At 63.6% G+C, this 15,283-nt stretch carries 18 protein-coding genes; 2 read left to right on the forward strand and 16 right to left on the reverse strand.

Features of this window, described 5'->3' with window-relative positions; translation table 11 throughout:
- Window positions 1-270: 270 nt before the first annotated feature.
- The 3 genes from ACWGS8_RS33025 to ACWGS8_RS33035 form a co-directional block, all read right to left on the reverse strand.
- Window positions 271-798, reverse strand: coding sequence for a hypothetical protein (locus tag ACWGS8_RS33025; RefSeq protein WP_454584866.1), 528 nt, complete (start codon window positions 796-798; stop codon window positions 271-273).
- A gap of 159 nt (window positions 799-957) precedes the next feature.
- A complete protein-coding gene (locus tag ACWGS8_RS33030) occupies window positions 958-1,314 on the reverse strand; it encodes a YciI family protein (protein ID WP_454584867.1) in 357 nt (118 codons plus the stop codon).
- On the reverse strand, window positions 1,311-1,778 hold the full coding sequence (locus ACWGS8_RS33035; RefSeq protein WP_454584868.1) for a hypothetical protein: 468 nt from the start codon (window positions 1,776-1,778) through the stop codon (window positions 1,311-1,313). Before ACWGS8_RS33035 ends, ACWGS8_RS33030 begins: the two co-directional genes overlap by 4 nt.
- Between ACWGS8_RS33035 and ACWGS8_RS33040 the strand changes: the two genes are divergently transcribed.
- Entirely contained in the window at window positions 1,777-2,202 is a 426-nt protein-coding gene (locus ACWGS8_RS33040; protein WP_454584869.1) for an OsmC family protein, read from the forward strand. The two genes, ACWGS8_RS33035 and ACWGS8_RS33040, sit on opposite strands and share 2 nt — an antisense overlap.
- 79 nt (window positions 2,203-2,281) lie before the next feature.
- On the opposite strand, the gene ACWGS8_RS33045 is transcribed toward ACWGS8_RS33040, so the two are convergent.
- The 8 genes from ACWGS8_RS33045 to ACWGS8_RS33080 all read right to left on the reverse strand — a co-directional run bounded on the left by ACWGS8_RS33045 (window position 2,282) and on the right by ACWGS8_RS33080 (window position 8,465).
- Window positions 2,282-2,911: a YceH family protein gene (locus ACWGS8_RS33045; RefSeq protein WP_454584870.1), complete on the reverse strand. Its 630-nt coding sequence runs from the start codon at window positions 2,909-2,911 to the stop codon at window positions 2,282-2,284.
- Window positions 2,908-3,726, reverse strand: coding sequence for a nucleotidyltransferase domain-containing protein (locus ACWGS8_RS33050; protein ID WP_454584900.1), 819 nt, complete (start codon window positions 3,724-3,726; stop codon window positions 2,908-2,910). The genes ACWGS8_RS33045 and ACWGS8_RS33050 overlap by 4 nt, the downstream gene beginning before the upstream one ends.
- 78 nt (window positions 3,727-3,804) lie before the next feature.
- Entirely contained in the window at window positions 3,805-4,584 is a 780-nt protein-coding gene (locus ACWGS8_RS33055) for a succinate dehydrogenase iron-sulfur subunit (protein WP_010912301.1), read from the reverse strand.
- Complete coding sequence (locus ACWGS8_RS33060; protein WP_454584871.1) at window positions 4,584-5,021, reverse strand: DUF3052 domain-containing protein; 438 nt, start codon at window positions 5,019-5,021, stop codon at window positions 4,584-4,586. The genes ACWGS8_RS33055 and ACWGS8_RS33060 overlap by 1 nt, the downstream gene beginning before the upstream one ends.
- A 2-nt stretch (window positions 5,022-5,023) precedes the next feature.
- A complete protein-coding gene (sdhA, locus tag ACWGS8_RS33065) occupies window positions 5,024-6,832 on the reverse strand; it encodes a succinate dehydrogenase flavoprotein subunit (protein WP_454584872.1) in 1,809 nt (602 codons plus the stop codon).
- Window positions 6,833-6,860: 28 nt separating this feature from the next.
- Window positions 6,861-7,259: a succinate dehydrogenase, hydrophobic membrane anchor protein gene (gene sdhD, locus ACWGS8_RS33070; protein ID WP_454584873.1), complete on the reverse strand. Its 399-nt coding sequence runs from the start codon at window positions 7,257-7,259 to the stop codon at window positions 6,861-6,863.
- Between the two features lie 2 nt (window positions 7,260-7,261).
- Complete coding sequence (gene sdhC, locus ACWGS8_RS33075) at window positions 7,262-7,681, reverse strand: succinate dehydrogenase, cytochrome b556 subunit (protein ID WP_019862010.1); 420 nt, start codon at window positions 7,679-7,681, stop codon at window positions 7,262-7,264.
- Between the two features lie 343 nt (window positions 7,682-8,024).
- Window positions 8,025-8,465 (reverse strand): hypothetical protein, encoded by a 441-nt coding sequence (locus tag ACWGS8_RS33080; RefSeq protein WP_454584874.1) that lies wholly within the window; start codon window positions 8,463-8,465, stop codon window positions 8,025-8,027.
- 349 nt (window positions 8,466-8,814) lie between these two features.
- Here ACWGS8_RS33080 and ACWGS8_RS33085 point away from each other — a divergent pair, with 349 nt between their 5' ends.
- Complete coding sequence (locus ACWGS8_RS33085) at window positions 8,815-9,177, forward strand: hypothetical protein (RefSeq protein WP_454584875.1); 363 nt, start codon at window positions 8,815-8,817, stop codon at window positions 9,175-9,177.
- Window positions 9,178-9,365: 188 nt separating this feature from the next.
- Here the strand turns inward: ACWGS8_RS33085 and ACWGS8_RS33090 are convergent, their stop codons facing one another.
- The 5 genes from ACWGS8_RS33090 to ACWGS8_RS33110 form a co-directional block, all read right to left on the reverse strand.
- Window positions 9,366-10,577: a diguanylate cyclase gene (locus ACWGS8_RS33090; protein WP_454584876.1), complete on the reverse strand. Its 1,212-nt coding sequence runs from the start codon at window positions 10,575-10,577 to the stop codon at window positions 9,366-9,368.
- 73 nt (window positions 10,578-10,650) lie between these two features.
- Window positions 10,651-11,847, reverse strand: a complete 1,197-nt coding sequence (locus ACWGS8_RS33095; RefSeq protein WP_454584877.1) for a GGDEF domain-containing protein — start codon at window positions 11,845-11,847, stop codon at window positions 10,651-10,653.
- A gap of 163 nt (window positions 11,848-12,010) precedes the next feature.
- Entirely contained in the window at window positions 12,011-13,420 is a 1,410-nt protein-coding gene (gene leuC / locus ACWGS8_RS33100) for a 3-isopropylmalate dehydratase large subunit (RefSeq protein ID WP_454584878.1), read from the reverse strand.
- Window positions 13,421-13,745: 325 nt separating this feature from the next.
- Window positions 13,746-14,381, reverse strand: a complete 636-nt coding sequence (locus ACWGS8_RS33105) for a class I SAM-dependent DNA methyltransferase (RefSeq protein ID WP_454584901.1) — start codon at window positions 14,379-14,381, stop codon at window positions 13,746-13,748.
- 50 nt (window positions 14,382-14,431) lie between these two features.
- Window positions 14,432-15,241 (reverse strand): amino acid ABC transporter permease, encoded by an 810-nt coding sequence (locus ACWGS8_RS33110; RefSeq protein WP_454584879.1) that lies wholly within the window; start codon window positions 15,239-15,241, stop codon window positions 14,432-14,434.
- Between the last annotated feature and the right edge of the window lie 42 nt (window positions 15,242-15,283).

Below are 15,283 nucleotides of genomic sequence, written 5' to 3' on the forward strand. Positions count from 1 at the left end.
GGCAAAATGGTCAGGACCTGGATCGGCACACTCCGCCTTCGTCATCGCGACACCAAAGCGCGCTAGAATGATTGGAACCGATCCGCGTAACCCTTGTTGGTCAGCGGTCATCGAAATCGACCGCACTAAAGGCCGAATACATGACCGCTCCAGACTTACGCCGTCGCCGTCATTTTGCCTCTTGCCCAAAAGGGGCCGTCCATACATGACGAAGCGACGGGCGGTCCCGCCAATCGCGAAGGCAAGCGATCCGGCCGCCGCCGCGTTAGCTCAATTCACCTCAAAACCCAGCTTCTGCCTTAGCCGCAGAATGCGCTGATCGGCTATCTCCAGTTTCTTCTCGCCGCCTTGCGCCGCTCGGTTGACCATCTGCAGCAGGTCGTTGCGCTCGGCGACGTCGAGACGTTCGCGCAGGAACGGCGCCAGCTTGTCGATGACGATCGTGGTGTCATCGATCTGCGCGGCCGCCCATTTGGCGTAGATCACCGCCTCGTCGGTCTTCTTCTTGTCGGCGATCTCGGAGATGACCGCGCGGATGACGGCCTCGCGCTGCGGCAGCACGGGGCCGTTCTCGGAAACGATCGCGGTGATCAGCGTTGCGGCGGCCACCACCGGATCGTCGATCGCCGTCAGCGGCGACAGAGCCGCCTGCTTGCGCAGCTTCTTGCGCCTGATGTTGCCTTGCACGCGCCCGACGACATCGGCGACCTCGCGCGCGGCATCGTTCATGGCCTTCATCCGGTACCACCAGAACGCAGCCGCTCCCAGCACGCCAAGGACAGCAATCAGGAAAGGCATGTCGAAATCCCCCAGGAACCCATGCGACGATAGGAGAACTGTCGCGTTGCTTCAACACGCACGGGTTGCCCCTGGCGAAGAAAACTCAATTTGCGGCAGGTGAAGCTCAGGCGATCAAACAAGCCGGTTTGCAGGCCCAGCCGCCAAGCCAGGCGCCGCCTATGACCCCGGTATGTCGTAGATCGCCCGGACCTCGATCGTACCGAGTTCGGCCAGCGGAATACCGGCGGCGATGTCGAGCGCTTCGTCAAGGTTGTCGGCCTCGACCATGACGAAGCCGAGCAGCTGCTCCTTGGTCTCGGCGAAGGGGCCGTCGGTGACGAGGCGCTTGCCCTCGCGCCGTCGCACCGACTTCGACGTTCTCACCGATTGCAGCGCCTGCGCGATGATCAGCTTGCCCTCCTGGTCCAAGGACCTGTCATAAGCCAGCGAATCAGCGTCGAGCTTGGCCCCGCGCTCCACCGTCAATGCGTAGAGGTCTTTTTCCTCACCATAGACCAGGCAGACATATTTCATTGCGAGCTCCCCTGCTGAGACGAATCATAGGATGCGATGACAAGTGTGTCAGCCTTGCCGTCGATTGCCGCCGCATGGTCTAGAAGGCATGTCGCGACCCCGATGATGGCGACCGCCGCCAGCAGCCTGGCGAAGACGGGCGCCGGCGGATCCAGCCAGAAGTCTTCCTGTCGCGCGGCCCTGTGGCCCGGGCTCTTCCAAAGTGCGAAAAACAGATTGTCCATGTGAACCTCCATCAGGCCATAAACCCCATGGCCGCCCGAAGGACGGGCGGGCTGGATGGAAGTCGACATTTTTGCGCGAACATTTTTTTCGGGCAGCCTAGATTTTTTTGCGAAGGCAAATGCGCCGTCATCGTGCCGTGGCTCAAACAGTGCAGTGGTCTTCGCGCCCACCCGCGCTATAGTTGACCGAACGCCCGGCTTCACCTGGACCAAGTTCACGACAACCAAGGAGGACTTCATGGACCGCACCGCAACCGCCGTCTGGAAAGGCAATCTGAAAGAAGGCAAGGGCACGCTCGACAGCCAGAGCGGGACGCTCAAGGGCACGCCCTATTCGTTCAAGGCGCGCTTCGAGGATGAAGGCGGCAAATCCGGCACCAATCCGGAAGAGCTGATCGCGGCGGCGCATGCCGGCTGCTACGCCATGCAGCTTTCGCACTTCCTGGCCGAGAACGGGACGCCCGCCGCCGAACTCGACGCCAAGGCGGTTGTGACGCTGGTTCCGGGCACCGGCATCACCGGCAGCGCGATCACGCTGGTCGGCAAGGTGCCCGGCATCGATGCGGCGAAATTCAAGGAATTGGCCGAGAAGGCCAAGGCCGAATGCCCCGTCTCCAAGGCGCTTGGCGCCATAAAGGTGTCGCTCGACGCCAGGCTCGGCTGATCAGGGTGACCTGAAGGAGCGAACGCCGGCCTGAGAGCCGGCGTTTTCATGACGGACCATGGCGGCCTTGCTGGCGGCCTCAGCCGCCCAGCGCGTCAAACCGGGCGCGAAGGGTCGCGACTTCCTGCTCCAGCGCCTCCACCCTCGCTTCGAGGTCGGAGTGAGGCATGGCCGGCGCACTGCGTTGCGCCGATAAAGCCGCGACCTCCACCGGGCCGGCGAGAAGATGCACGTAGCGATCCTCGCGCTGGCCTGGCCCGCGCGGGATTTCCTGGACCAGCGGCGGCCGCCGGCCGATCAGCATGTCGAGTTCACCCCGCAGATCTTCGATCGATGAAAACCGCGCCATGCGCTCGGCTCGAGCCAGGAGCTCATGCGCCGTCTGCGGTCCGCGCAGCAGGAGCAGGCCGATCAGGGCGGTCTGCGGCGTGGTCAGCGAGAAGCGCTGCGCCATCTGATGCTCGTAGCGCTCGACGCGCGAGCCGAACATCTGCCGCACCAGCCCCTTCTGCTCGAGCAGCTTCAGGGCGCGGTGCACCTCCGTCTGCTCCACCGCCATGACCGGGTCCCGCGCCGTCTTCTGGTTGGCGGCGGCAAGGGCTGCGTTGAGCGTCAGCGGATAGACATCCGGCGTCAGCTCCTTCTTCTCGATCAGGCAGCCGAGCACGCGCGCTTCGATTGGGGAGAGGATGGGAAGGTTTTCGCTCATGAAAGTTGTTCGGCCTCCTGGCAATAAAACGCGGTTGCAAGGGCATGTCTGCGCGCCTGGCGGGCATCATCCCGCATCGGGGCGGCAAGGTTCATTGCATGGTGACCATAGCGCGCTTCGAGATAGCGCGCGATCGCGGTCGGGATAAGACCGGACCCCATCTCCCGCGTCCGGCTTTTCCGCTCGATCAGGCTGCGGATTTCGTCGACTGCCGGCGCCGGCACGTCCGTCTGGTCCAGGCATTCGCCAAGATTCATCGGCGGCAGGCAGCCAAAGCTACGCTGTTCCATCCAGTCGAGAGCCACCAGCGGGCGGATCAGATAGAACAGCTTCTTCAGCTTCACCTCGCCTGAAAAACGGCCGATCTTGGCCACTTGCGAGCGCGCCAGGCCGAGATAGTGGTGGGATACCTTTACTGGATCGACGATCTCGCCCAGCAGGTCGAGAAGGCGCGCGCGAAATCCCGCGACTTCCTCATAGACGATAGGTGACTTTGCCCACTCGACAATGACTGCATTGCCACCCAGCGCCAGCAGTAAGGCCTTGCGCAGATCCCAGCCCCCAGCATCGATCTCGCCTTCGATCGGAAACTCGATAACGTCGCGCGGCTGTTGCAGGACGAGGTGATCCGACACCGGCCTGATATAGACAAAACGGCAGTCATAGTCGCTGTCGGGAGACGGAAACCCCCAAGCGCGGCTGCCGCTTTCAATGGCGAACACGATTTTTACACCCTGGCTTCGCACCAGATCGAGTCGCGCCTGGATGGCCGCGACGGCATCCGGGGAGAAGTCAGCGGGTAACGTCAGCTTCAGACTCTGCGCTCCACCATCATCTTCTTGATCTCCGCAGCCGCGTCGCCGAAGGCGCGCAAAAAGGAAAAGCGATCGCGGTCAGACCCGCCGCTCCACCATCATCTTTTTGATCTCCGCGATCGCCTTGGCCGGGTTGAGGCCCTTGGGGCAGGTCTGCGCGCAGTTCATGATGGTGTGGCAGCGATAGAGCCGGAACGGGTCTTCGAGATTGTCGAGTCGCTCGCCCTTGGCCTCGTCGCGGCTGTCGATCAGCCAGCGATAGGCCTGCAGCAGCGTCGCCGGGCCGAGATAGCGATCACCGTTCCACCAATAGCTCGGGCACGAGGTCGAGCAACAGGCGCACAATATGCATTCGTAGAGCCCGTCGAGCTTCTCGCGGTCCTCATGGCTCTGCAGCCATTCCTTGGCCGGCTGCGGCGACACCGTCTTCAGCCAAGGCTCGATCGAGGCATGCTGGGCGTAGAAATTGGTAAGGTCGGGCACCAGGTCCTTCACCACCTGCATATGCGGCAGCGGGTAGACTTTCACCGCACCGGAAATGTCGTCGCAGCCCTTGGTACAGGCCAGCGTGTTGGAGCCGTCGATGTTCATGGCGCAGGAGCCGCAAATGCCTTCGCGGCAGGAGCGGCGCAAGGTCAGCGTCGGGTCGATCTTGTTCTTGATCCACAGCAGCGCGTCGAGCACCATCGGCCCGCAATCGTCCATGTCGACGAAATAGGTGTCGATGCGCGGGTTTTCGTCATCATCCGGCGACCAGCGGTAGATGCGGTATTCCCGCAGATTCGTGGCGCCTTCCGGCTTCGGCCAGGTCTTGCCTTGCTGGATCTTCGAATTTTTGGGGAGCGTCAGTTCGACCATTACCTCAGGCCCTTTCGGATGACGAGCTTCAGCCCGGACCAGACTTCATTCACGGCGGCGACCTTGACGTCGACAAGGTCGCGCTTCAGCGCTTCGGTGCGCACGACACCCTCGGTGACGTCGGTCAGCACTTTCGATGCCTTCTTCGGCCAGGACACCCAGACCATGCCGTCGCGCTTGATCGCCGCCTCGACATCGCCAAGGCGATGCTCGATCTCGGCGCGCTGCCTGGTGAAGGCGTGCACCGCGTCGTATCTTTGATGGCTGCCTGAAATGTCGGACCATTCGGCAAGCCGGTCGACCTCGGCGAAATTGACGGCGACGGCCAATTCATCGAGCTCCGCCGGCAGCGCGATGAACGCGGCAACCATGCCATCCTTCAGGCCGAGCTTGGCCGGAAGAGGCGTGCCGGAATATCCCGTGACCGCCGGCGCCATCGTCAATACACCCTGGCCTTGGGCGCGATCTTGGCGAGGCTGATGCCGCCGTCCTTTTCCGCCAGAAGCGGCTCTGTGTGCACCGGCCGGTAGCTGAGCGTCACCTTGCCGTCTTCGCTCACCCTGGCCAGCGTGTGCTTGCGCCAGGTGGCGTCGTCGCGCGCGGAAAAGTCTTCACGCGCATGCGCGCCGCGGCTCTCCTTGCGCGCCTCGGCGCTGTAGACGGTGGTAATCGCGTTGGCCATCAGGTTTTCCAGCTCCAGTGTCTCGACCAGGTCGGAATTCCAGATCATCGAGCGGTCGAAGACCTTGACGTCCTTGAGCTCGCCCCAGATCTGCGAAATGCGCTTGCAGCCGTTCTCCAGCGATTCCTGCGTGCGGAACACGGCGGCGTCTTCCTGCATCGCCTTCTGCATCTTCTCGCGCAGCACGGCCGTCGGCGTCGAGCCGTTGGCATGGCGCAGTCCGTCGAAGCGGTCCATGATCTTCTCGACCGAGGCTTCATTGGGCGACGGGATCGCCGACTTGCGGTCGATGACCTGGCCGGCGCGGATCGCCGCGGCGCGGCCGAACACCACCAGATCGATCAGCGAGTTCGAGCCCAGCCGGTTGGCGCCGTGCACCGAGGCGCAGCCGGCTTCGCCGACCGCCATCAGCCCGGGCGACACCTTGTCGGGGCTGCGCGTCGTCGGGTTCAGCACCTCGCCCCAGTAATTGGTCGGCACGCCGCCCATATTGTAGTGCACCGTCGGCAGCACCGGGATCGGCTCCTTGGTCAGGTCGACGCCGGCGAAGATCTTGGCCGATTCCGAAATGCCGGGCAGCCGCTCGTGCAGCACGGCCGGATCGAGATGGTCGAGATGCAGGAAGATGTGGTCCTTCTTCTTGCCGACGCCGCGCCCTTCGCGGATCTCCAGCGTCATGCAGCGCGAGACGACGTCGCGCGAGGCAAGGTCCTTGGCAGACGGCGCGTAGCGCTCCATGAAGCGCTCGCCCTCGGAGTTGACGAGATAGCCGCCCTCGCCGCGCGCGCCTTCGGTGATCAGGCAGCCGGCGCCGTAGATGCCGGTCGGGTGGAACTGCACGAATTCCATGTCCTGCAGCGGGAAGCCGGCGCGCGCGGCCATGCCGCCGCCGTCGCCGGTGCAGGTGTGCGCCGAGGTGGCCGAGAAATAGGCGCGGCCATAGCCGCCGGTGGCCAGCACCACCATCTTGGCCGAGAAGCGGTGGATGGTGCCGTCATCGAGGTTCCAGGCAACGACGCCGGTGCAGGTGCCATCCGGCTCCATGATCAGGTCGAGGGCGAAATACTCGATGAAGAACTGCGCGTTGTTCTTCAGCGACTGGCCGTAGAGCGTGTGCAGGATGGCGTGGCCGGTGCGGTCGGCGGCGGCACAGGTACGCTGCACCGGCGGGCCTTCGCCATAGTTCATCATGTGGCCGCCGAACGGCCGCTGGTAGATCTTGCCCTCTTCGGTGCGCGAAAACGGCACGCCATAGTGCTCGAGCTCGTAGACCGCGGCCGGCGCTTCGCGCACCAGATACTCCATGGCGTCGACATCGCCGAGCCAGTCCGACCCCTTGACGGTGTCGTACATGTGCCACTGCCAGGAATCGGGACCCATATTGGACAGCGAAGCGGCAATGCCGCCTTGTGCGGCGACCGTGTGCGAGCGCGTCGGGAACACTTTGGTGATGCAGGCGGTGCGCAGGCCCTGTTCGGCCAAGCCGAGCGTGGCGCGCAGGCCCGCGCCCCCGGCGCCGACTACCACCACGTCGAATTTGTGGTCGACAAAATTATAGCCTGCCATTTTGGCTGATTTCGCGTCCTTGGCCAACTCAGCCTCCGAATGCCAGCTTGAGCAGGGCGAAGATCGAGGCGACGCCGACCGCTACGGTGAAAAATGTGTTGAGCGCGATCGTCGCCAGCTTCAGGCCTTCGCTGGTGATGTAATCCTCGATGATCACCTGCATGCCGAGCCGCATATGGATCAGCCCGGAGATCAGCACCAGGGCCAGCATCAGCCCCACGAACGGATTGGCGAGCGCCGCGCGCACTTCCGCATAGCCGGCGCCGTTGAGCGCGATCAGGAACCCGACGAAGAACAGCGTCAGCGGGATGTTGGCGATGGCGGTCAGGCGCTGGCGCCAGAAATGGCCGGTGCCCTCGCGGGCGGAGCCGAGACCGCGGACTTTCGCCAGCGGCGTGCGCATGTCGGTAGTGTTCTTGCCGCTCATGATCAGGCTCCTCGCGCCATGTAGCCGGCGATCCAGATCAGCAAGGTGAGCAGGACCGAGCCGACAAGCGTCGCCCAGGCAATCTTCGAGGCCGTGTGCTTTTCGAGGCCGGCGCCCGTATCCCAGACAAGGTGGCGCACGCCGCCCAGCATGTGATGCATCAGCGCCCAGGTGTAGCCGAACAGGATCAGCCGGCCGAGCCAGGTGCCGAAGGCCCAGTTGACCCAGTCGAAGGTCGCTTGCGAGCTCGCCGCCGCCATCAACCAGACCGCGACCAGCAGCGTGCCGAAATAAAGCGCCCCGCCGGTGATGCGATGGATGATCGACATCGTCATCGTGATCGGCGGCCGGTAGATCGTCAGGTGCGGCGAAAGCGGCCGTTCACGTCTGGCGAATTCGCGGGTGGCTGGTGATTTGCTCATGGCTCCCCCAGTTCGGCGTCCTCATGCATGTCGCCCAAAAGTGACCTCGGTTTTGGGAGGACGGCATGCATAACAAGAATCCAAAGCGCATCGCGTGAATCCGTTTCGGCGCGACGCGCTTTAGCCGCAGGTGAAAATGCGGCATTGCCGCTTCCGGTTGCGACTTCGGACAGCCGGTTTCTAATGCTCTTTTTGCACCGCGTCAAAGCCAGAAAACCGTTTCGAAAACGTAATTTAGTCTGACTAAAAGGCAGGTCGGGGCTTCAATCGATTAGGGGTGGAGGACCCAAAGCCGGCTCGATATCGCTGCAGTGCAGCATACGCGACTTCTTGGCCATGCGGCCTAGCGCTTGCAGGTCTGCGGCGTCGAGCCCCTCTTCATCACCAGCGCCTCACGCCCGTCGATCACGATTGCGTTATGCGTGGCGGCTTCCTGGTAGCGGCTGGACTGGTTGGCGGGCGACGCCGCAAACTCTTCTGTCGCGCCATTCGGCTCGATCACACGCAACGACGAGCCGAGATTCTGAATGGTGATCGCGCTGCCATTGCCGCATCCATAGGTCGCCGTACCCACTGTGGATCGCGGCGCGGTGAGATCGGTGGTGATCTTTGTTGCCGGAGCTGGAGGCGCGGATGCCGGGGTGGCCGCCGCTGCGACGGACTGCCGAGCCGGCGCGGGCGAGACGATATTGGCCGCCTTCGGCGCGCGGTCCTGCGGCACACAGGCCGAAACGATTGCAAGCAACGGGAAAACGGACACCCAAACCGTCAGGCGTAGCGCCATATATGCTGTCCTCCCGCGCGGCAGACTAGCCACGATGCTGCGCCAAGATCAAGGTTGCCCCGAGATCACCCTCGGGTCCATTCGAGGCCGGCCGCGATGGTGCCGCCAAGCATGGCCGAATGATGGCTATCGGGTTTTCCCTCCAGTCGGAAATTAACCATGTTTGACAAGACATCGCCGCGCAACGCGCCGGCCTCTTAACAAAGGTTAAGAAAGGGTTAATTTCTGATTCGAGGAGCCATGCATGTCGCCCAAAAGCGCGTCAGCGGTTTTGGGGCAACGACATGCATCCAACGGGAAACAAAAAGCGCGTCTCGACGCGCTTTGGCCTCTAACCATCGGGAAGACCATGCGTTCGAACTCAAGCAGATCACGCCTCTCGGCGCTCATGGTGGCGGTTTCGCTCGCCGGCCTGGCGACGCCCACGCTGGCCAATGGACGCCACCAGGATCGCGTCTATGCCGATTCCTTCGGCAATCTCGTCATCGACAGCGCCGCCGGCTACAAGCGCATCATCGTGGGCGAAGGCAAGCTGGCCAAGAAGCTGTCCGACTACACCAGCGCCGGCCAGCCCAAGGTGATTTACCAGAACGAATCCGACGAGATTTCGGGCTACGGCGATTGCTATCGGCCGCCGGTCTTCGTCAAAGGCCGCAGCTATATGTACGGGCTTTCCGACGGCGAGATGCCCGAACTCAGCCCCTGCCGCTAAAGCAATTCCAGGAAAAGTGTGAGCGGTTTTCCTCGGGAAAAGCGCGTAGCGCTTTCCCTTGGGAATTGCGTCAAAACAAAGAGTTAGAGTGGTTCGCCGTTTCCATGGAACGGTGAAACGCTCTGGTGCAGTTCGCCGCTTCACGGAAACGGCGAAGAGAGGGATTAGGGTGGCGATTCAACCAGACCTCATTCCGATCTGGAATTGACGACGATTGCGCTGGACGACCACTCGCCTCCCGGCCCGGCCGAGATACGGACGCAGTCGCGCCCGGCATTCTTGGCCAGGTAGAGCGCCTCATCGGCGCGCCGCATGAGATCGGCGATGGTTTCGCCGGGATGAAGTTCGGCAACCCCGAAACTCGCCGTGCAGCGATTGTCCGCCGGCAGCCCGCCGATGGGCAACGCGCCGAACGCGCTGCGCGTGCCCTCGGCGAACAGCCGGGCGGCGGCCAGATTGGTCCCCGGCAGGATGATGGCGAATTCCTCGCCGCCGATGCGGCCCGCGACATGGTGCCCGGCGGCGGCTTCGCGTAGGAAACCGGCAAACGTCTCGATCACCCGGTCGCCGGAGGCATGGCCGAAATTGTCGTTGATGCTCTTGAAATGATCGAGATCGGCGATGACCAGCGCGACCGGCACGCTTTGCCGCATGGCGCCAAGCACCGCCTGCTCGGCCTGGCGCGCGAAGGCGCCGCGGTTGAGCAGTCTGGAAAGCGTATCGGTCTCCGATCTCGACGTCACTTCGGCCAACACATCGCGGACAAGGATGGCCAGCGTCAGCAGCGCCATGGCCAGGGCAAAGACGGTGCCGAGCGATTGCGACACCAGCGCGTAGCTGCTTTGCAGATAGGCCTGCGGATTGGCGCCCCAGCCGCCGAGCGCATGCGCGATGAACGGTTTTGAAGCGAACTGCACAGCGCTGGCGGCGAGCACCGCCATCAGGATGCGATCGAGCCGGCCACGCGTTTGCCTGGACGACCACACGATGGCCAATCCGACCACTTGCATGACGGCATAGGGGAGCTGGTAGGCCATCATGCGGACCAGCGACTGGCGCGGCAGGTCCTGTACGAAATAGACGACGATGGTGGCGGCGATCAGGAAGAACAGCATCGGCGACCTTGGCGGCGCGACGCCATATTTGCGGGCCAGCCCGACGTTGAAGGCCATTGTCGCGCCAAGGAAAACCGCGAAGGCGGTGACCACCGGCAGCCGGGCATCGCTGAAGGCTGGAATGCTGAATTCGATCGCCGAATAGACCATGCCCAGGACATAGCCGGAAGCAAACCAGCGCGCCGGGGCGCGGCCGACATCATGAAACGCGACCGCCATGAAGGATGCCGCCAGAAGGCCGGCAACCGACAGATTGATCAACAGGATGAAGTTCGCGCCGCTCATCTCTTTCGCACCCCGTGCCTCACCTAAACACCGACGGGCGAAAAAGACGTTAACGGGGCTGGCACGCACGGCTTCAGCCGGCCCTGGACGGCTCAGGCACGAACAGCGTTTCGGGCCGTTCGTAGGACAGGCGCACGCTGTCGCGGCCGTTTTTCTTGGCCTTGTAGAGCGCCTCGTCGGCACGCCGCATCAGCGGCTCGAGCGCTTCCTCGCCGCTGCGGGCCGCCACGCCGAAACTGGCGGTGACCTTGGTGCCGGCGGGAAGCCCGTCGATGCCGCCGGCCGAGTAGAGCGTGCGCACCGCCTCGGCGAACAGCCGCGCGGCGGCGAGATCGCTCAAGGGCAGGAGCACGGCGAACTCCTCGCCGCCGATACGTCCGGCAGCGCCGCGCGCGCCGGTGGCAGACCGGAGCTTGGCGGCGAAATCGGCGATCACCCGATCGCCGGCGGCATGCCCGTGCACATCGTTGAGCGCCTTGAAATGATCGAGGTCGGCCAGCACCAGCGCGACCGGGAACCTGGCCACCGCGCAGTGTCGCAGAAGATGGGCCGCGCGCTCCTCGAAGCCGCGCCGGTTGAGCAGCCCCGAAAGCGGATCGGTATGCGTCTCGGCTTTCAGGGCCTTCATGACGTCGAGGGCCGCCGCGGTGAACAGGCAAAGCGCGATGAGCAGCGACAAAAGCGCATGCGACAGCAGCGCCGTCGTCCAGTAGGAGGAGCCGTAGAACCCGTCATAGCTGGTGAACGGCCCGTGTGCGATGACGACGATCAAAGTGCGCACGAAGAAGTTGAGGCTCGACAGCAGCGACAGCACGAACAGGATTTTCTCGGTCGGGCCGTTGTTGCGCACCGGCCGCAATTCGGCGGCCACTAGAAGGCTGAGCCCGCCGAAGCCGAAATTCATCGCCAGGATACGCCAGGTGAGATCCGGCGCGACGAACAGGAACCAGCAGAACGAGGCTAGCCCACCACCGGCCAGCACGCCGATCCCGACATAGGGCACCTTGCGGCCATAGCGGGCGACGATGGCGCCCGACAGGCAGCAGCCGGCGATGGCGAAGCAAATGTTGGACACCAGCTTGGTCAGCACCATGCCGATGGGCAAGGTGAAATACTGGAACAGAAAGCCCGGTGCCGAAGCGCAGTAGCTGAGCGCCAGCACGGCCAGATAGGGCCGGTGGCGCTGATAGGCCCATAGCACGAAGAAGGCCGCGCCGAGGGCCAGCGCGATCGTCGGATTGAGCAGCGCTATCAACAGGCCGGTGTCCAAAAGACCGTGACTTCCCCTTGCTTGACGTCAGGGAAGACCTTAGAGCGCAAGCCCAAACAAGCGGTTAAGCCCGGGCGAATATGCGTGTCGCGCGAATGAAAAAGACCCCGGAGCCGTAACGCGGTCCGGGGTCTGGCAGTCATCGGAACGTGTGGACCGGAGGTTATTTCCAGTCACGGATGTCGACGAAGTGGCCGGCGATTGCCGCCGCCGCCGCCATGGCCGGCGACACCAGATGGGTGCGACCCTTGAAGCCTTGTCTTCCCTCGAAATTGCGGTTCGAGGTCGAGGCGCAGCGTTCATGCGGCTTCAGCCGGTCGTCGTTCATGGCCAGGCACATCGAGCAGCCCGGCTCGCGCCAGTCGAAACCGGCGGCGCGGAAGATCTTGTCGAGACCCTCGGCTTCCGCCTGTTCCTTGACCAGGCCGGAGCCCGGCACGATCATGGCGTTGACACGCGGATTGACGGTCTTGCCCGCAATCACCTTGGCGGCGGCGCGCAGATCCTCGATGCGGCCATTGGTGCAGGAGCCGATGAAGACGCGGTCGAGCGCGATGTCGGTGATCTTGGTGCCCGGCGTCAGGCCCATATAGTCGAGCGCGCGGATCTTCGAGGTGCGTTTGTTCTCGTCCGTGATCTCTTCCGGATTGGGAACGACGCCCTGCACCGAAACCACATCCTCGGGCGAGGAGCCCCAGGAGACGATCGGCGGCAGCTTGGCCGCGTCGAGCACGATCACCTTGTCGAAATGCGCGCCTTCGTCGGACTGCAGCGTCTTCCAGTAGGCGAGCGCGGCATCCCAGGCAGCGCCCTTCGGCGCGCGCGGCTTGTCCTTGACATAGGCGAAGGTGGTCTCGTCGGCCGCGATCAGGCCGGCGCGCGCGCCGCCCTCGATCGACATGTTGCAGATCGTCATGCGGCCTTCCATCGACAGCGAGCGGATCGCCTCGCCGGCATATTCGATGACATAGCCGGTACCGCCGGCGGTGCCGATCTCGCCGATGATGGCGAGGATGATGTCCTTGGCGGTGACGCCCTCCGGCAACTGACCGTCGACGCGCACCAGCATGTTCTTGGCCTTGCGCTGGATCAGCGTCTGCGTCGCCAGCACATGCTCGACTTCCGACGTGCCGATGCCATGCGCCAGCGCGCCGAACGCGCCATGCGTCGAGGTATGGCTGTCGCCGCAGACGATGGTCATGCCTGGCAGCGTAAAGCCCTGTTCCGGGCCGATGATGTGGACGATGCCCTGACGGATATCGTTCTCGGAATAATATTCGACGCCGAAGTCCTTGGCGTTCTTGGCCAGCGCCTCGACCTGGATGCGGCTTTCCTCGTTCTTGATGCCGAACTTGCGCTCGGGCGAGGTCGAGACGTTGTGATCGACGACGGCCAGCGTCTTTTCCGGATGGCGGACCTTGCGGCCGCTCATGCGCAGGCCTTCGAAGGCCTGCGGGCTGGTCACTTCATGGACGAGGTGGCGGTCGATATAGAGCAGGCAGGTGCCGTCGTCCTGGCGGTCGACGACGTGGTCGTCGAAAATCTTGTCGTAGAGGGTGCGCGGTGCGCTCATGTGCGTAAATCCGTCGATATGAGAATGGGAAGAGTGTAACGCCGCAAGCCCTTGGCCCGGCGAAAGCGGCCTAGCTAAGTCGGCTGGTCAAAGCGCCGCAGACGCGCGCCGAGAAGCGCGACGGCAGGCGTTTTCTGTCCTGCAGCACGAAGCCCTTGTAGGCCGGATCGCCAAAAAGCTCTTCCATGGCGTGGCTCATACCAATGTTTTGGCTTTTCGGCAATTGCGGCGTGGTGCGGCAGAATCCGGGTTCCCCGTCCTCACTTCCACACCTTCAGGAGAGGAAGGGCATCAAGGTCGGCCAACTCGCGCCAACGTCGGCCACTCACATCACCTCAAACACAAACGTCTTCACCAGCGCATCCGGTTCGGCGATGGCGTAACACCTGAACCACGGGCTCTGCTCGGCCAGCCGCCATTTGCCCGCCTGCTCCAACTCGTCGAACACCGCCTGAAAACCGCCGCTCTCAAACACCTGGTCGCGCACGGTGAAGATGGCGTGGCCACCCTTTTTGGTGATGCGCACCAGTTCGTGCAGGCTCGACGCCGGTGCATGGCTGATGGTGAAGACGCCGGTGGAAAAGAAGGCGCGGAAATGACCATCCGGCCAGGGTAGCGGTCCGCCCAGCATCGCCCGTTTCAGCTCGCTATAGGCGTTGCGGCTGCCGGCGATCTTCAGCATGTCGTCGGACAGGTCGAGGCCGGCAATATCGCCATAGCCCAACGCCTTCAGCGACGGCCCCGACAGGCCGGTGCCGCAGCCGGCGTCGAGCAGCGGCCCTTCGCCAGCCGGAACATAGCGCGCCACCCAGGCTGCGATCAGGAACGGCAGGAGATAACCGAGCGAGGCGGTCTCGCTGTCATAGGTCGCGGCCCAGGCGGCATAGGCCTGCGCCAGCGTTTCCGGCGTGTCTGCGCCATAGACGGAATCCAGCGCCGCATTGGCCTTGTCGACGATCATGAGACCTCCCTCGATGTCGACAGGATCGTAACCCTGTCTGAGTCCCAAGACTATTCCTCGTGCTGGCGGCGCAGGCGCCGCTCCAGCGCCCTGAGCGCCAGCGACAGGCCGACGGTCAGGATGAGATAAATATAGGCCACGATCGAATAGGTCTCGAAGAAGCGGAATGAGCCGGCGGCATAGATCTTGCCCATCTGGGTAATGTCGGCGACGCCGAGCACCGAGACCAGCGAGGAATCCTTGACCAGAGCGACGAAATCATTGCCGAGCGGCGGCAATATGGTGCGGATCGCCTGCGGAAAGACGATCAGCCGGAAGCGTTGCGCACGGCTCAGCCCAAGCGCCTTTGCCGCCTCGATCTGGCCCTTCTCGACCGCCTGGATGCCGGCGCGGAAGACCTCCGAGATGAAGGCGGAGTAGCCGATGGTCAGCGCCATGATGGCGCGCCACAACAGCGACACGTCGCGCACCAGGAGTTCACCGAGATAGCCGGCACCTTGCAGCGGCGCGGTCAGCGCGTTCCAGGCCGCGACGAAGGCCGGCGCACCGGCAAAGGCGATCCAGAACAACAGCACCAGGATCGGCACGCCGCGGATGATCTCGACATAGAAGCGCGCGATCTGGCGAAGCCAGGACGAGCCCGACAAGCCCATCAGCGCAACGCCGAGACCGATGATCGACGCCATGGCGAAGGCGACGACGGTGACGAAGACGGTGATGCCGATGCCCTTGGCGACCGTGGCGAAGACCTGGGCATAGAGATCGCTGGCTGCAATGAACAAGGCCGCCGCCAGTGCAAGCACGGCGGCTGCCGCAAGCCACCAGGGGAATTCGGCTTTGGCGGTGGAATGGCCCTCCATCAGAAGGATAGCGCCAAGTGCAAACTCAGCGCGATTTCCCGC

This window comes from Mesorhizobium sp. 43Arga (genome assembly GCF_053714255.1).

What these genes read in the sequence shown, in the direction of transcription:
- leuC (WP_454584878.1), bottom strand. Translation starts at nt 13,420, where the DNA reads ATGAGCGCACCGCGCACCCTCTACGACAAGATTTTCGACGACCACGTC.
- ACWGS8_RS33030 (WP_454584867.1), bottom strand. Translation starts at nt 1,314, where the DNA reads ATGAAATATGTCTGCCTGGTCTATGGTGAGGAAAAAGACCTCTACGCA.
- ACWGS8_RS33035 (WP_454584868.1), bottom strand. Translation starts at nt 1,778, where the DNA reads ATGAAGTCCTCCTTGGTTGTCGTGAACTTGGTCCAGGTGAAGCCGGGC.
- ACWGS8_RS33085 (WP_454584875.1), top strand. Translation starts at nt 8,815, where the DNA reads ATGCGTTCGAACTCAAGCAGATCACGCCTCTCGGCGCTCATGGTGGCG.
- ACWGS8_RS33055 (WP_010912301.1), bottom strand. Translation starts at nt 4,584, where the DNA reads ATGGTCGAACTGACGCTCCCCAAAAATTCGAAGATCCAGCAAGGCAAG.
- ACWGS8_RS33040 (WP_454584869.1), top strand. Translation starts at nt 1,777, where the DNA reads ATGGACCGCACCGCAACCGCCGTCTGGAAAGGCAATCTGAAAGAAGGC.
- sdhA (WP_454584872.1), bottom strand. Translation starts at nt 6,832, where the DNA reads ATGGCAGGCTATAATTTTGTCGACCACAAATTCGACGTGGTGGTAGTC.
- sdhD (WP_454584873.1), bottom strand. Translation starts at nt 7,259, where the DNA reads ATGAGCGGCAAGAACACTACCGACATGCGCACGCCGCTGGCGAAAGTC.
- ACWGS8_RS33080 (WP_454584874.1), bottom strand. Translation starts at nt 8,465, where the DNA reads ATGGCGCTACGCCTGACGGTTTGGGTGTCCGTTTTCCCGTTGCTTGCA.
- ACWGS8_RS33060 (WP_454584871.1), bottom strand. Translation starts at nt 5,021, where the DNA reads ATGGCGCCGGCGGTCACGGGATATTCCGGCACGCCTCTTCCGGCCAAG.
- ACWGS8_RS33090 (WP_454584876.1), bottom strand. Translation starts at nt 10,577, where the DNA reads ATGAGCGGCGCGAACTTCATCCTGTTGATCAATCTGTCGGTTGCCGGC.
- sdhC (WP_019862010.1), bottom strand. Translation starts at nt 7,681, where the DNA reads ATGAGCAAATCACCAGCCACCCGCGAATTCGCCAGACGTGAACGGCCG.
- ACWGS8_RS33025 (WP_454584866.1), bottom strand. Translation starts at nt 798, where the DNA reads ATGCCTTTCCTGATTGCTGTCCTTGGCGTGCTGGGAGCGGCTGCGTTC.
- ACWGS8_RS33045 (WP_454584870.1), bottom strand. Translation starts at nt 2,911, where the DNA reads ATGAGCGAAAACCTTCCCATCCTCTCCCCAATCGAAGCGCGCGTGCTC.
- ACWGS8_RS33110 (WP_454584879.1), bottom strand. Translation starts at nt 15,241, where the DNA reads ATGGAGGGCCATTCCACCGCCAAAGCCGAATTCCCCTGGTGGCTTGCG.
- ACWGS8_RS33105 (WP_454584901.1), bottom strand. Translation starts at nt 14,381, where the DNA reads ATGATCGTCGACAAGGCCAATGCGGCGCTGGATTCCGTCTATGGCGCA.